The sequence below is a fragment of the Amycolatopsis sp. NPDC051372 genome, assembly GCF_040682095.1.
Taxonomy (GTDB): Bacteria; Actinomycetota; Actinomycetes; order Mycobacteriales; family Pseudonocardiaceae; genus Amycolatopsis.
The window spans coordinates 119,197-132,915 of record NZ_JBFBAF010000015.1; the positions used below are offsets into that span (position 1 = coordinate 119,197).

The 13,719-nt window shown below is 71.6% G+C and carries 13 protein-coding genes and 1 pseudogene; 5 read left to right on the top strand and 9 right to left on the bottom strand.

Features of this window, described 5'->3' with window-relative positions:
• Position 1: 1 nt before the first annotated feature.
• Positions 2 to 688 (bottom strand): thiamine pyrophosphate-dependent enzyme, encoded by a 687-nt coding sequence (locus AB0M56_RS23260; protein ID WP_364179470.1) that lies wholly within the window; start codon positions 686 to 688, stop codon positions 2 to 4.
• Between the two features lie 53 nt (positions 689 to 741).
• Between AB0M56_RS23260 and soxR the strand changes: the two genes are divergently transcribed.
• The gene (gene soxR / locus AB0M56_RS23265; RefSeq protein WP_220238007.1) at positions 742 to 1,203 is read left to right on the top strand and encodes a redox-sensitive transcriptional activator SoxR; all 462 of its coding nucleotides are present in this window, start codon (positions 742 to 744) and stop codon (positions 1,201 to 1,203) included.
• Between the two features lie 45 nt (positions 1,204 to 1,248).
• On the top strand, positions 1,249 to 1,794 hold the full coding sequence (locus AB0M56_RS23270; protein WP_364179471.1) for an RNA 2'-phosphotransferase: 546 nt from the start codon (positions 1,249 to 1,251) through the stop codon (positions 1,792 to 1,794).
• Between the two features lie 922 nt (positions 1,795 to 2,716).
• On the opposite strand, the gene AB0M56_RS23275 is transcribed toward AB0M56_RS23270, so the two are convergent.
• Positions 2,717 to 3,292, bottom strand: a complete 576-nt coding sequence (locus AB0M56_RS23275) for a TetR family transcriptional regulator (protein ID WP_364179473.1) — start codon at positions 3,290 to 3,292, stop codon at positions 2,717 to 2,719.
• Between the two features lie 206 nt (positions 3,293 to 3,498).
• Here AB0M56_RS23275 and AB0M56_RS23280 point away from each other — a divergent pair, with 206 nt between their 5' ends.
• On the top strand, positions 3,499 to 5,697 hold the full coding sequence (locus AB0M56_RS23280; RefSeq protein WP_364179475.1) for an MMPL family transporter: 2,199 nt from the start codon (positions 3,499 to 3,501) through the stop codon (positions 5,695 to 5,697).
• Between the two features lie 27 nt (positions 5,698 to 5,724).
• Here the strand turns inward: AB0M56_RS23280 and AB0M56_RS23285 are convergent, their stop codons facing one another.
• A complete protein-coding gene (locus AB0M56_RS23285) occupies positions 5,725 to 5,883 on the bottom strand; it encodes a hypothetical protein (protein ID WP_220238003.1) in 159 nt (52 codons plus the stop codon).
• Positions 5,884 to 6,044: 161 nt separating this feature from the next.
• Here AB0M56_RS23285 and AB0M56_RS23290 point away from each other — a divergent pair, with 161 nt between their 5' ends.
• Positions 6,045 to 6,548, top strand: coding sequence for a GNAT family N-acetyltransferase (locus AB0M56_RS23290; RefSeq protein WP_255637668.1), 504 nt, complete (start codon positions 6,045 to 6,047; stop codon positions 6,546 to 6,548).
• Between the two features lie 33 nt (positions 6,549 to 6,581).
• On the opposite strand, the gene hisB is transcribed toward AB0M56_RS23290, so the two are convergent.
• From hisB to hisD, 3 genes are read right to left on the bottom strand one after another with little or no spacing between them, the layout of a single operon-like run.
• On the bottom strand, positions 6,582 to 7,181 hold the full coding sequence (gene hisB / locus AB0M56_RS23295) for an imidazoleglycerol-phosphate dehydratase HisB (protein ID WP_360605878.1): 600 nt from the start codon (positions 7,179 to 7,181) through the stop codon (positions 6,582 to 6,584).
• Positions 7,178 to 8,296: a histidinol-phosphate transaminase gene (locus tag AB0M56_RS23300; protein ID WP_364179477.1), complete on the bottom strand. Its 1,119-nt coding sequence runs from the start codon at positions 8,294 to 8,296 to the stop codon at positions 7,178 to 7,180. The genes hisB and AB0M56_RS23300 overlap by 4 nt, the downstream gene beginning before the upstream one ends.
• A complete protein-coding gene (gene hisD / locus AB0M56_RS23305; protein ID WP_364179479.1) occupies positions 8,293 to 9,618 on the bottom strand; it encodes a histidinol dehydrogenase in 1,326 nt (441 codons plus the stop codon). Before hisD ends, AB0M56_RS23300 begins: the two co-directional genes overlap by 4 nt.
• Positions 9,619 to 9,702: 84 nt before the next feature.
• Between hisD and AB0M56_RS23310 the strand changes: the two genes are divergently transcribed.
• Entirely contained in the window at positions 9,703 to 10,497 is a 795-nt protein-coding gene (locus tag AB0M56_RS23310) for a carbon-nitrogen hydrolase family protein (protein WP_364179617.1), read from the top strand.
• Positions 10,498 to 10,819: 322 nt separating this feature from the next.
• On the opposite strand, the gene AB0M56_RS23315 is transcribed toward AB0M56_RS23310, so the two are convergent.
• The 3 genes and pseudogenes from AB0M56_RS23315 to eccB form a co-directional block, all read right to left on the bottom strand.
• Entirely contained in the window at positions 10,820 to 11,479 is a 660-nt protein-coding gene (locus AB0M56_RS23315; RefSeq protein WP_364179481.1) for a response regulator transcription factor, read from the bottom strand.
• Position 11,480: 1 nt separating this feature from the next.
• A complete protein-coding gene (locus tag AB0M56_RS23320; protein ID WP_364179483.1) occupies positions 11,481 to 12,182 on the bottom strand; it encodes a response regulator transcription factor in 702 nt (233 codons plus the stop codon).
• Between the two features lie 109 nt (positions 12,183 to 12,291).
• Positions 12,292 to 13,701, bottom strand: a pseudogene (gene eccB, locus AB0M56_RS23325) (type VII secretion protein EccB); the annotation flags it as partial.
• Positions 13,702 to 13,719: the final 18 nt, after the last annotated feature.

Below are 13,719 nucleotides of genomic sequence, written 5' to 3' on the forward strand. Positions count from 1 at the left end.
GTCAGCCCTTCGGTTCGACGACGGCGACCACGGCGAGCGGGCGCCCCGGGTGTTCGGTGGTGAACGCGTCGTAGAGCGCTTCGTGGTCGCGGCCGGAGACGGTGCGCGTGGCCCAGCCCTCGACCTCGAACCGACGCGCGATGCCGCCGGGCCAGCCGTGCGTGGACGACTGGTTGTCCACGACCGCGGTGATCAGGTTGTCCAGGCCCAGGCGCGCGGCGACGACGATCGCCTCGGAGTTGGAGCCTTCGTCGAGCTCGGCGTCGCCGACGAGCGTCACCACGCGGCTGGAGTAGCCACGCGCCCGCAGGCCCAGCGCGGTGCCGAGGGCGATCGGCAGGCCGTGGCCCAGCGAACCGCTGGAGATCTCGACGCCGGGCGCGCGTTTGCGGTCCGGGTGGTGGCCGAGCCGTGAGCGGGCCGAGGACCAGTCGGCGAGCTCGGCCTCGTCGAGGAAGCCCTTGACGGTGAGCACGGCGTAGTAGGCCATCGGTCCGTGCCCCTTGGAGAGCAGGAACCGGTCACGGCCGGGGTCGTGGAAGTTCTCGGGCGAGATGTCGAGCACGCGGTCGTAGAGCACCCAGAGAACGTCCACTGTGGATTCCGACGCGGCCTGGTGCTTGTCGTCGCCGGTCATCAGCGAGATCAGCCTGGGCAGATCCGCGTATGCCGTTGCCGTGGTGGTCATGTTCCCACCGTGCAACCTCGACCAATGTCTAAGTCAAGCGCTAACCTGGACCAATGACGAGGTTGGCGGAGCACTTGAGCATCGGGCAGGTCGCCGAACGCAGCGGCGTCCCGCACACGGCCCTGCGGTTCTACGAGGACAAGGGGCTCATCACGTCCGAGCGCTCGGCAGGCAACCAGCGCCGCTACCCGCGTTCGGTGCTGCGGCGCATCGCCTTCATCCGGGCCGCGCAGCGCGTGGGCCTTTCACTGGAGGACATCAGCGGCGCCCTCGCCACGCTGCCCGCCGACCACGCGCCCACGAAAGCCGACTGGGCACGGCTCTCGCGCGAGTGGCAGCACGAGCTCGACGCGCGCATCGACGCCCTGCAGCGCCTGCGCGACCGCCTCACCGGCTGCGTCGGCTGCGGTTGCCTCTCGCTGCGCAGCTGCAGCCTGTACAACGCCGACGACGAGCTGGCCCGCTTCGGCCCCGGCGCGAGCAAGCTGCGCCCGGTCTCCGAGGGCGGCATCTGAATTTCCGTTGTGGCGGCAACTCGGATGTGGGTCACTTAAGGCGTTATGGACGAGAAACACATGATCCGCGTCTCGAAGCGGCTCTCCCGCCACCTGCGCCACGAACCCGAATCGATCGGCCTCACGCTCGACGCCGCCGGCTGGGTCGGAGTCGACGAGCTGCTGGCGGCGTTGCGCGCCCACGGCGTGCGGGTGAGCCGCGCCGAGCTCGCGGAAGTGGTGGAGCGCAACAACAAACAGCGCTTCGCCTTTGATGACAGCGGGCGACGAATCCGCGCGAACCAGGGCCACAGCGTCAGCGTCGAGCTGGGCCTGGAGCGCCGCAATCCGCCCGAGGTGCTCTACCACGGCACCGCGACGCGCTTCCTGCCCGCGATTTACCGGGAAGGCCTGCGGCCGATGCGCCGCCACGCCGTGCACCTGTCGGCTGCCATGGAGACCGCGCTCGCGGTCGGGGCCCGGCACGGTCGTCCGGTGGTGCTCCGCGTGGCCGCCGGCGCGATGGCCGCTGCGGGGCACGAGTTCGAGCGTAGCGAGAATGGCGTGTGGCTGACCGCCGCTGTCGCGCCGGAGTACCTGACGGAGAACTGACCCGGCGGTGAAGGCGGGCTCGTAACCGGGTGATCCCGCGGGCTCTACGCCAGGCGCGGCGCAGCACGCACTCTCACTCGCGGCCACGCCACCGCGGCGGCCACGACGAACGCGGCGCTGCGGCCGGCCAACTCGACTTCACGCCGATGGCGCGCTGGAGATCACGAAGTCCAACACAGCCGGAAGCCCGCCCGCAGTGCCGCTGAGACAGCCGGTCCCAACCTGCTCAGTCGTGGTGACGCCTCGGCCCGCCCAACAGCCGGCGGCCAACCTCACCACCCGCCGCAGTGCCGCTCAAGCATCCGACTCGAGCCTGCTCAGTCGTAATGGCGCCGCGGCCGCCGCGCAGCCGGCACCACCTGACCGGACCGCAGTGGCTGAGACGTCCGGCTCAAGCCCACTCAGTCATGGTGGCGCCACCGCCTGAAGAACAGCCCGCAGCCCACCTCACCGCCCCCGCGACGCCGCCGGCGCATCCGCACCAAACCAACCCAGTCACAGCGCCGCCGCGGCCCGCCGAACAGCCCGCGGCCAACCTCACCGCCCGCCGCAGTGCCGCTGAAGCATCCGACTCGAGCCTGCTCAGTCGTAATGGCGCCGCGGCCCGGCGCCCAGCCCGCACCCACCTCACCGGACCGCAGTGCCGTGATACGTCCGGCTCAAGCCCACTCAGTCACAGCGGCGCCTCGGCCCGCCGAACAGATGGCGGCCGCCCACCGCGCCCGCGGGACCGCTGGAGCATCCGACTCAAGCCAGCTCACCCGTGGTTGGGACCTCGGCCGGCCGGGCGGGCCGCGACCGATCTCACCGGGCCCCCGCTGAAGCGTCCGGACCAAGCCGACTCCGCCGAGAGCCCGCCGACAAGGCGGCGGCCAACCTCACAGCGCCCGCAGTGCCGCGGAAGCGTCCGGGCCAAACCGACTCAGTCGTGGTGCCGGCGGGGCCGGCCGAGCAGCCGGCGGCCGGCGTCGACCAGCTCGCGGCGCAGGCTTTCGTCGTCGAGCTGTGCGATGTCCGGCGAGCCGCCCGTCATGGCGAGGCCGGTGAGCGTGACCAGCGCCGCCACGCGTGAGGAGATGTCGGGCTCGGGCCCGGCCAGGATGTCGATGAGGGCGTTCTTGAAGCCCTCCATCCCGCGCGTCGAGTTCTCGATCGCGCGGTTGATGCCCGGGTCGCTGGAGAACAGCGCGACGAGCACGCGGTGGCGCACCACCAGATCCACGAAACCCTCGAGCAGGTAGTCGACCTGAGTGCCGCGGCGGCGCTGCTTCGCGGCCTCCGACACGATGTGGTCGAGCTCGCGGATGGCGGGCGCCGCGACGGCTTCGGTGATCTCCGCCTTGGTCTTGAAGTGGTAGTACACGGCCGCCTTGGTCACCCCGAGCGCGTCGGCGATCATCTGCAGCGACGTGCCTTCCACGCCGTGTTCGGCGAACAGCCGCAGCGCGGTGCCGAGCAGCCGCGTCCGAGTGTCCTCTGCCGGGGCGGCGGTAGTCATCGTTCCTCCTCGTCAAGCCCAGGAAGCGTACGTGACAGCTAGTCGATCGGCAAACCGAGATACTTGCCGATCGACAAGCAACCTCCTAGCCGTTCGGCTAGTCACATACTTGCCGATCGGCTTGGCACCTCCTTGCCGATCGGCTAGCTTCGAAATCACTGGTTAGTGTGACGAAGGCCCTATCCGGGCGAAACGGAGAAACACTCGTGGCGACATTTCTGTACCGGCTCGGCTGGTTGTCGTTCCGGCGCCGCGCTCTGGTCTCGGCCGTGTGGGCGGCCGTGCTCGTGGCGCTCGGCATCGGCGCGCTCACGCTGTCCGGCCAGCTCTCGGACTCGGTGACGATCCCCGGGACCGAGTCCCAGCAGGCGATCGACCAGCTCCAGGCGAAGTTCCCGCAGGCCGCGGCCGGTGGCGCGACCGCGCGGGTCGTGATCGCGGCCCCGCAGGGCCACACCGTGACCGACGCCGCCGGCAAGGCCGCGGTCGAGTCGACGGTGGCGAGCCTCAAGACGGCGCCGAAAGTCTCGAGCGTGGCCGACCCGTTCCAGGCGAAGTCGGTCTCAGCGGACGGGCGCGTCGCGCTCGCCCAGGTGAGTTACCAGGTCAAGGGCTTCGAGCTCACGGACAGCGACCGTCAGGCGCTGCTCGACAGTGCGAACGGCGCCAAGCAACGCGGTTTCGAGGTCGAGTTCGGCGGCGACGCGGTGCAGGCGATGCCCGCGACCGGCGCCACCGAGGGCCTCGGTGTGGCCGTGGCGGCCGTCGTGCTGATCATCACGTTCGGCTCGCTGCTGGCCGCCGGCATCCCGTTGCTCACCGCGCTGATCGGCGTCGGCATCGGCATGGCGGGCATCATGCTGGCCTCGGGTTCGCTCGAGCTGAACTCCAACACCCCGGTACTGGCCCTGATGATCGGGCTCGCCGTGGGCATCGACTACGCGTTGTTCATCGTCTCCCGCTACCGGCACGAGCTCAGCATCGGGCGAGAGCCCGAGGAGGCCGCGGGCCGGGCCGCGGGCACAGCCGGGTCCGCCGTGGTGTTCGCCGGGCTCACCGTGATCATCGCCCTGGCCGGACTGACCGTGGTCGGCATCCCGTTCCTCGGCCAGATGGGCGTCGCCGCGGCCGCGACCGTCGCGATCGCCGTGCTCATCGCGCTCACGCTGCTGCCGGCCATCCTCGGTTTCGCCGGTACCCGGGTCATGGGCGGCCGGATCCGCTTGCGCCGCAAGACGGACAAGGCTTCGCACGGCGAGCGCTGGGCCCGGTTCGTCGCCCGGCACCGCTGGCCCGTGCTGCTCACGGCGCTCGCCGGCCTCGTCGTGGTCGCCATCCCGGCGCTGAGCATGCAGCTCGGCCTGCCCAACGACAGCACCGCGGCGCCCGATTCCACGCAACGCAAGGCCTACGACCTCGTGAGCGAGACCTTCGGTGCCGGTGCCAACGGCCCGCTGCTCGTCGTCGCCGACACCGGCGTGAACCACGACCCCGAGTCGCTGAAGCAGGCCGTCGCGGGCATCAGCACGCTGCCCGACGTGGCCGGGGTGACGCCGCCGCGTGTGAACGCCGACGGGGACACGGCGCTGCTGACCGTGATCCCGAAGAGCGGGCCGAGCAGCAAACAGACCGAGGACCTGGTGGCGGCGATCCGCGCGCAGTCCGAGGCGCTGCACGAGACCACGGGCGCGAGCCTCGCCGTGACCGGCCAGACGGCCGCGAACATCGACGTGTCCGAGAAGCTGTCCGACGCGATGATCCCCTACCTGGCGCTGATCGTCGGGCTCGCGTTCATCCTGCTGATGCTGGTGTTCCGCTCGATCGTCGTGCCGCTGAAGGCAACGCTCGGCTTCCTCGGCTCGGTGGTCGCGACATTCGGCGCCGTGGTCGCGGTGTTCCAGTGGGGCTGGCTGACCGACCTGCTCGGCGTCGCGTCGACCGGGCCGGTCATGAGCATGCTGCCGATCCTGCTCATCGGCGTCCTCTTCGGACTCGCGATGGACTACCAGGTGTTCCTGGTGACGCGGATGCGCGAGGAGCACGTGCACGGCGCCGACCCGCAGGAGGCCATGGTCGCCGGCTTCCGCCACGGATCGCGCGTGGTCACGGCCGCGGCCCTGATCATGATCAGCGTGTTCGCGGGCTTCGTGCTGGCGGAGTCGACGCTGATCCAGTCGATCGGCTTCGCGCTCGCGTTCGGCGTGCTGGTGGACGCGTTCGTGATCCGGATGACGATCGTGCCGGCCGTGATGTCGCTGCTCGGGCGCCACGCCTGGTGGCTGCCGCGCGGTCTGCACAAGGTGCTGCCGAACGTCGACGTGGAGGGTGAGGGCCTGACCGAGGCTCTCGAAACGTCCGACTCCCGCGGCAGCCGCGGTGACGAGCGCGAGCCCGCTCGCGTGTGAAGCCGCGCCGTCCGCCTGGCGGGTCGCTCAGCCGACCAGCCAGGCGACGGCGCCGCCGATCGCCAGCAGGGCCGCGACACCCAGGGCCACGGCGATGAACTTCGCCGTTTTCCACGTGGAGTAGACGCCACCGGCCAGGAAGCCGGCCAGCGCCAGCAGCAGGATGGCGACAATCTCTTTGCTCACGAAGCTCAGCGTGCCACACGACCTCCACCCGGCCAGGACTGGGCAGCGAGGCCGCGGCGCCTTCCGGTGCGGGGTCGGCGTCGAGCACGTGACCCACGTCTCCCTCGTTACGCGGCCCCCCGGGCATCGCGTTCGGCGGCTCGACGTGGCAAGCTCTCCGGGTGAGCGGAGCCGCCGATGCCGAGATCGTCCTGACACCGCTTGACGAGCAGGCCCTGGTCCGGCTGCTCGACGTCGCGGTCGAGGGCGCCGACCCGCTCGAGGTGTTGCCGCCGATGGACGGCCCACCGGGCTGGACACCCGAGCGGCGTGAGGCGTTCCTGGTGTTCCACCGCCGGAATTCGCTCGACCCGGAGACGGCGACCACCTCCGCCTGGACCATCCAGGTCGGCGGCACCATCGTCGGCGGCGCGCGGCTGCACCCCGTCCACCGTGGCAAGTCGGTCGAGATCGAGGCCCAGGTCTGGGTCGCCCGCTGGGCCCGGGGCCGCGGGATCGGCAAGTGGGTCACCGAGACCCTGATCGACGCGGCCCGCGAAGGCGGCGGGGGCCGGTATGTCGCTTCGACCACCACGGACAACAAGGCGGCACAACGCCTGATGAAATCCGTCGGTGCGAACGTCGACCTGCACGACGGCGGCGTCGACTCGCACCTCGAGATCTAGTCAGGCGTTGTACCGGCCCCGGGGGAGCTTTTCCTAGAGCACGCCCTTCGTGGACGGGATCCCGCCCGCGCGCGGGTCGGGTTCCGTGGCAGCGCGCAGAGCCCGCGCGACGGCCTTGTACTCCGCCTCCGCGATGTGGTGCGGGTCGCGGCCGTGGATCACGCGCACGTGCAGCGCGATCTGCGCGTGGAACGACAGCGAATCGAACACGTGGCGCGTGAGCACGAACGGGTAGTTGTTGCCGATCGTGAACGTGTTGAACTGCTCCGGCTCGCCCACGTGCACGCAGTACGGCCGACCCGAGACGTCGATCGCCGCGTGGGCCAGGGTTTCGTCCATGGGGATCCACGCGTCGCCGAAGCGGCGGATGCCGCTCTTGTCGCCCAGGGCCTGGCGCAGGGCCTGGCCCAGGACGATGGCGGTGTCTTCGACGGTGTGGTGCGCGTCGATGTGGATGTCGCCGGTGGCCTCGACCTTGAGGTCCAGCGAGCCGTGCACGCCGAACGCCGTGAGCATGTGGTCGTAGAACGGCACGCCGGTGGAGATCTCGACCTGGCCGGAGCCGTCGAGGTCGAGCTGGACCAGGATCGACGACTCCTTGGTCGTGCGTTCCACCTTGCCGATGCGGGTCATCGCGGTACTTCCTTACTCGCCTCGAGGAACGCGTCGTTCTCTTCCGGAGTGCCGATGGTCACGCGCAGGTGGCCTTCGATACCGACGTCGCGGATCAGCACGCCGTGGTCCAGATAGGACTGCCAGCTCGCCTTCGCGTCGGCGAACTGTCCGAAGAGGACGAAGTTCGCGTCGCTCGGCACCGGGGTGAACCCGAGACCCAGCAAGGCTTCCACCACGCGGTCGCGTTCGGCGGAGAGCTTGTGGACGGTGGCGAGCGTGGCGTCGGCGTGGCGCAGTGCGGCGCGAGCGGCGGCCTGCGTGAGCCGGGACAGGTGGTACGGCAGGCGCACGAGCTGAAGCGCGTCCACGATGGCCGGCGCGGCCGCGAGGTACCCCAGCCGTCCGCCGGCGAAGGCGAATGCCTTGCTCATGGTGCGCGAGACGATCAGCTTCGCCGGGTACTCGGCGATCAGCTCGACCGCGCTGGGCTGCGAGGAGAACTCGGCGTACGCCTCGTCCACCACGACGATGCCCGGCGCGGCTTCGAGGACACCGCGCAGTTGCTCCAGCGGGATCGACCCGCCGGTGGGGTTGTTCGGGCTCGTCACGAACACGATGTCCGGCCGCCGCTCGGCCACCAGTTCGGCGGCGCGCGCGGTGTCGAGCGTGAAGTCGGGCCGCCGCGGCACCGGCACCCACTCCGTGCGTGTGCCGGAGGAGATGATCGGGTGCATCGAGTACGACGGCTCGAAGCCGAGCGCGCTGCGGCCCGGCCCGCCGAAGGCCTGCAGGATCTGCTGCAGGATCTCGTTGGACCCGTTGGCGGCCCACACGTTCGCCTCCGACAGCACCACGCGCGTCGACACCGTGAGGTAGTCGGCGAGCTCGGTGCGCAGCGCGACGGCGTCGCGGTCCGGGTAGCGGTGCAGCGAAGCGGCTTCGGCGCGCACGGCCTCGGCCACGTCGGCCACCAGCTCGGGCGGCGGCGGGTACGGGTTCTCGTTGGTGTTGAGCCGCACGGGCACGTCGAGCTGCGGTGCGCCGTAGGGGCTCTTGCCGCGCAGGTCCTCGCGCAACGGCAGGGCGTCGAGGGTCACCTCGGCGCCGGGCACGGCCGGGGTCGCCTCGGTCATCGGCCCTCCCCCGCGAACCGCGCGGTCACGGCCTCACCGTGGGCGGGCAGGTCCTCGGCGTCGGCCAGCGCGACGACGCGGCCGGCGACCTCGCGCAGCGCGTCCTCGCTGTAGTCGACCACGTGGATGCCCTTGAGGAAGCTCTGCACCGACAGGCCGGAGGAGTGCCGTGCGAAGCCGCCGGTGGGCAGCACGTGGTTGGAGCCGGCGCAGTAGTCGCCGAGCGACACCGGTGCGTAGGCCCCGACGAACACCGCGCCCGCGTTGCGCACGCGGCCGGCGACCTCCCGGGCGTGGGCGGTCTGGACCTCGAGGTGCTCGGCGGCGTAGGCGTCGACCACGCGCAGGCCGTCGTCCACAGTGGACACCAAGATGATGCCGGACTGCTTGCCGCCCAGCGCCTGCCCGACGCGTTCGCTGTGCTTGGTGGCCGCGACGCGCTCGGCGAGCTGCTTGTCCACGGCGTCGGCGAGCTCCTCCGACGTGGTGACCAGGACGCTCGCGGCGAGCGGGTCGTGTTCGGCCTGGCTGATCAGGTCGGCCGCCACGTGTACCGGGTCGGCCGTCTCGTCGGCGAGGATCGCGATCTCGGTGGGCCCGGCCTCGGAGTCGATGCCGATCACGCCGCGCACGAGGCGCTTGGCGGCGGTGAGGTAGATGTTGCCCGGCCCGGTGACGATGTCCACCGGGGCGAGCTCGGCGCCGTCGGTGTCCGTGCCGCCGTACGCGAGCAGCGCCACGGCCTGCGCGCCGCCGACGGCCCACACCTCGTCGACGCCCAGCAGCGCGGCGGCCGCCAGGATCGTCGGGTGCGGCAGGCCGCCGAAGGCCGCCTGCGGGGGCGAGCAGACCACCAGCGAGCGCACGCCCGCGAGCTGCGCCGGGACGACGTTCATGACCACGGTGGACGGGTACACGGCCAGCCCGCCCGGCGCGTACAGCCCGACGCGCTCCACCGGCACCCAGCGCTCGGTGACCGTGCCACCGGGGACCACCTGCGTGGTCACATCCTGGCGGCGCTGGTCGGCGTGCACCTTGCGGGCGCGGCTGATCGATTCCTCGAGCGCGGCGCGGACCTGCGGGTCCAGCGCTTCGAGGGCCTGGGTGAGCTCGCCCACGGGCACGCGCACAGTCGCCGGGCGGACCTTGTCGAACTGCTCGGTGTACTCGAGGACGGCCTCCACACCGCGGTCGCGGACCGCCTCCACCACCGGCCGAACGTGATGCAGCGCCGCGTCCACGTCGTATTCGGCGCGCGGCAGAGCGGCGCGCAGTTCGGCGGCGGTCGGGACCTGCCCGCGCAGGTCGGTGCGGTTCAGCATGGTGACCAGGGTACGAGGTGGCTCTCGGCGTCCGGGCAGGGATACTCGGTGGTGACTTGCCGTCCCACGATGAGGGAGAACGCCGTGCCGCGGATCGCGTTGTGCCAGCTGAACTCGGGCGACGATCCGGAGGACAACCTGAAACTGGTTCGCTCCGGCGTCGAGGCCGCGGTGGCGGACGGTGCCCGGATCGTGGTGTTCCCGGAAGCCACGATGGCGCGCTTCGGGCGGCCGCTGGCGCCGGTCGCGCAGCCGTTGGACGGGCCGTGGGCGACGGCGGTGTCGGCGATCGCCGAGGAGCACGGGGTGCTGGTGGTGGCGGGGATGTTCACGCCGGCCGAGGACGGACGGGTGCGGAACACGCTGCTGATCACGGGGCTGGGGGTGCGGTCGTCGTACGACAAGATCCACCTGTACGACGCGTTCGGGTTCGCGGAGTCGGACACTGTGGCGCCCGGTGACACCCCGGTGACGTTCGAGGTCGAGGGCACAGTGTTCGGGGTGGCCACCTGTTACGACATGCGGTTCCCGGAGCTCTTCCGGCGGCTGGCGGATGACGGGGCGGACATCGTGCTGGTCCCGACGTCCTGGGGTGCCGGTGACGGGAAGTTGGACCAGTGGCGGGTGCTGGTGCGGGCGCGGGCGTTGGATTCCGGGTGCTGGGTCGTGGGGTGTGGGCAGGCGGATCCTGCTGCTTCCGGGATCGAGGTGAATCCGAAGGCGCCGACGGGGATCGGGCATTCGGTGGTGGCGGATGGGTTCGGGCGGGTGCTGGCGGAGCTGGGGGACGCGCCGGAGGTGGTTGTGGTGGAGTTGGATCCGGCGGTGGCGGGGAAGGCTCGAGGGGCTACTGGGGCGTTGGCTAATCGGAGGCTTTAGAGGTCCTTCGCAGGGCGTGTTGCGGTGAGGATGGTCAAGGGAGCTGTTGTGAGGATCGGGTCTCGGTCCTCGCAGGGCGTGTTGCGTCAGGCGTGCTCTTGTACGCGCAGCGTGCACCCCGAAGCTGGATTGTGTTGACGGCCGGTGAGCCGGGAGGGGCTGGGTGCAGGTTCGGTCGCGTGGGTGGGCGGCGGTGGGGAGGGTCGCGCGTGGCCTGGGTGCGTGATGAGTCTGGCAGGCGGGTGGCGGTGGGTGGGGTGGTCAAGGCGCCCCAATGTGGCGTTCGGTGCGTTGAGCGCAACCAATGCCGCAGCCGGGAGGGTTAGCGGAGCAGGCCTTCGCGGATGGCGACTCTCACGAAGCCCGCGCGGCGGCGTTCGCCCGTTTTGTCGCGGATGCGGTCCAGGTAGGAGCGCACGGTGCGGACGCTGATGTTCAGGATCTCGGCCACGTCGACGTCGCGTTCGCCGGCGGCGACGAGGCGCAGGACTTGCCTTTCGCGTTCCGACAGGACGATCTTGGGGCCCGCGTGGCGGTCTTCGCTGTCCTGGATGATCATGCCGGCCAGGGTGGGCGAGACGTAGGCGTTGTCCTGGGCGATGGTGCGGATGGCGCGCAGGAGCTCGTCGCCGTCGACGTCCTTGGACAGGAAGCCCTTGGCGCCCGCCTGCATGGCGCCGAGGACCTCGGGCTGTTCGGCGTGGGCGGAGACGACGAGGACCTTGTGGCCCATGTGGCCGACCTCGAGCACGGCGGCCGCGTCCTGGACGCCGCGCAGTTTCAGATCCAGGACGACGACGCTGCCCGGCGGTTGCTCCTGCACGGCGAAGCGGGCGACCGAGTCGGCGACGGCGCCGAGCTCGATGTCCGGGGCTTCGTTCAAGACCCGGGCGACGGCGTCGCGGTAGAGCGGGTGGTCTTCGATCACGCCGACGCGGATCCGGTCTGCCCCGGCCTCGGCGCCTCCCCCAGCGTCCGTCATCTCACGATGTCCTTCCCGCGCCGCCCACCAGGCCCCGCCGGATGGCTTCCTTCACCAGGCCCGGCCGGCGGCGTTCGCCCGTCTTGTCGCGGATACGGTCGAGGTAGCCGCGCACGGTGCGGACACCGATGTCGAGAATGGCGGCGATGTCGATGTCCCGCTCGCCCGCCGCGACCAAGCGCAGCACCTGCTCCTCGCGGGGCGAGAGCTCCATTTCCGGCCGCGTCACCGGGCGCTCGGTGTTGTCCTTGATGATCATCCCGGCGACCACAGCCGACACGTACGAGCCGCCCTCGGCCACCGCGCGGATGGCGGTCAGCAGCTCGTCGACGTCCACGTCCTTGGACAGAAACCCCTTGGCCCCGGCGGAGATCGCGGCGAGCACCTGCTCCGACTCGGCCTGCGCCGAGACCACGAGCACGTGGTGCCCGAGCTCGCACACCTCCAGCACGGCGGCCGCGCCCGCGACACCCGGCAGCCCGAGGTCGAGCAGCACGACCGAGCCCGGCGGCTGGCGTTCCACGTGGAAGCGCGCGACGGAGTCGACGACCGCCCCCAGCTCGACGTCCGGCGACTCGGCGAGCACGCGCTCCACCGACCGCCGGTACAGCGGGTGGTCTTCGATCACCGCCACCCGGATCCGGGCGGACTGCGTCTCTTCGGCGCGTGGCCGTTCTTCTGTCATGTGCACCGACTCGCTCATCCCGTTCCACCCGACGGCACCGGCTGCCCGGCCGTGGCCGGATCCAGCGCGGATCCAGCGCGGGTCCCGTCGGCACCAGTGCCAGGAGACCGCTCGCGAGCGCTTGCCTGGCCACGGAACCGTAACCGAGCGAGGCGAGCGCCGGGGCGGTCGCGACCGGATATTTTCTCCCCAGGTCCGTGACCAGGTAGGTCGTGCCGGAACCGGTGTCGGAAACGACGACGCCACCCGAGGGCGGCACGTACACCTCGTCGGCCACGCGGGCGTCGCGCCGTGTCGTGACGGGCAGCGCGCGCCCGCCCGGCGGCACCGGCACGTCGGCGGAGACGAAGATCCGTCCGCCCTGCGCGCACAACGTCACCGACGAGCCGGTGATCGGCGCCTTGCCGGGGATCCGGTCCGGGTAGGCGGCCGGGTCCGCGCCGCCGGCGCGGGAAGCCGCGGCCTTCGGCACCGCGGCGACGTCGGCCGCGCGTACGCGCACCGGCGCCGGGTTGCCCTCGTACGCGGGCTCGTTGTCGGGCGTGGTGACGAGCAGGCTCGCCTCCGTCTGGCCGACGGGCTCGAGGCCGGCGGAGTGCACGAGGTAGTACGAGGCGGCGTCGCCGGCGCCGGCCATCGCGTCGACCACGGCGAGGACCTCGCCCACGCGGGTGTTCACGCCGCCGACGCGCGGACCGGGGCCGCCGGCGCCGGGCACGGCGATCTCGCCGAGGTCGCGTCCGGCGGGCACGGTGTCGATCCACCGCGACGACACGGCGATGGTCGGGTAGCTGTCGAACTGCAGCGCGGCCGCGGCTTCGTCGCTGAGCTGGTAGCGGCGCCCGTCGGCGACGAGGTAGCGCTGGCCCGCGGGCAGCCGGACGATCACGCCCGAGCCACGCGGCAGCTCAGTCCCCGCGGCCGGAGCGCCGAGCACCACCGCCACGAGGGGTTCGGCCGACGCGGGCGCGTCCTGCGTCGTGCGGCTGCAGCTGGTCCACGGCGCCGAGACGAGCGCGGTCGTGGCCGGCAGCGAGTCCGGGGCGCCCGAGATGCCGATCTCCGTGCCGCGCGGGGCGGCGCCGAGGTCGGTGGAGGACACGGACGCCGTCGCGTCGCCGTTGCCGCCCGCGAGGAGGCGGGCCGAGGCGTAGTTGAGCACCGGGTGCACCGCCCCGTCGGCGCCGAGCACGAACCGCGCGCCCGTACCCTCCTCGACGATCACGTGCCCGCCGGCCAGCCGGTCTTTGCCGCCCGAGGGGTTGAGCAGGCCGATCACGCCGAACACGGCCGTCACCAGCAGCGCGGCGGCCAGGCCCAGCACCGTGCCGGCCACGAGCCGGCGACTGGGCGAGACGGGGTGGTTGGCGTCGGCGGCCACGAGCGCGGAGACGAGCCTGCGCCGGAGGAACTGGTAGGCCTGGATCTGGTCCCGCTGCGTCCACACGCTGCTTCGGCCCCCTGCCCTTCGCGCCTCTTCCGGGCGCGAGCGTAGGAGCGCGCGGCTGCGGAGGACGAGGGTAATTTTTACGCCCACGCGACGGTGTGTGGGGCA

Coding starts and splice junctions, on each gene's coding strand:
- AB0M56_RS23260 (WP_364179470.1), bottom strand. CDS start 688: ATGACCACCACGGCAACGGCATACGCGGATCTGCCCAGGCTGATCTCG.
- soxR (WP_220238007.1), top strand. CDS start 742: ATGACGAGGTTGGCGGAGCACTTGAGCATCGGGCAGGTCGCCGAACGC.
- AB0M56_RS23270 (WP_364179471.1), top strand. CDS start 1,249: ATGGACGAGAAACACATGATCCGCGTCTCGAAGCGGCTCTCCCGCCAC.
- AB0M56_RS23275 (WP_364179473.1), bottom strand. CDS start 3,292: ATGACTACCGCCGCCCCGGCAGAGGACACTCGGACGCGGCTGCTCGGC.
- hisB (WP_360605878.1), bottom strand. CDS start 7,181: ATGACCCGCATCGGCAAGGTGGAACGCACGACCAAGGAGTCGTCGATC.
- AB0M56_RS23300 (WP_364179477.1), bottom strand. CDS start 8,296: ATGACCGAGGCGACCCCGGCCGTGCCCGGCGCCGAGGTGACCCTCGAC.
- hisD (WP_364179479.1), bottom strand. CDS start 9,618: ATGCTGAACCGCACCGACCTGCGCGGGCAGGTCCCGACCGCCGCCGAA.
- AB0M56_RS23315 (WP_364179481.1), bottom strand. CDS start 11,479: ATGACGGACGCTGGGGGAGGCGCCGAGGCCGGGGCAGACCGGATCCGC.
- AB0M56_RS23320 (WP_364179483.1), bottom strand. CDS start 12,182: ATGAGCGAGTCGGTGCACATGACAGAAGAACGGCCACGCGCCGAAGAG.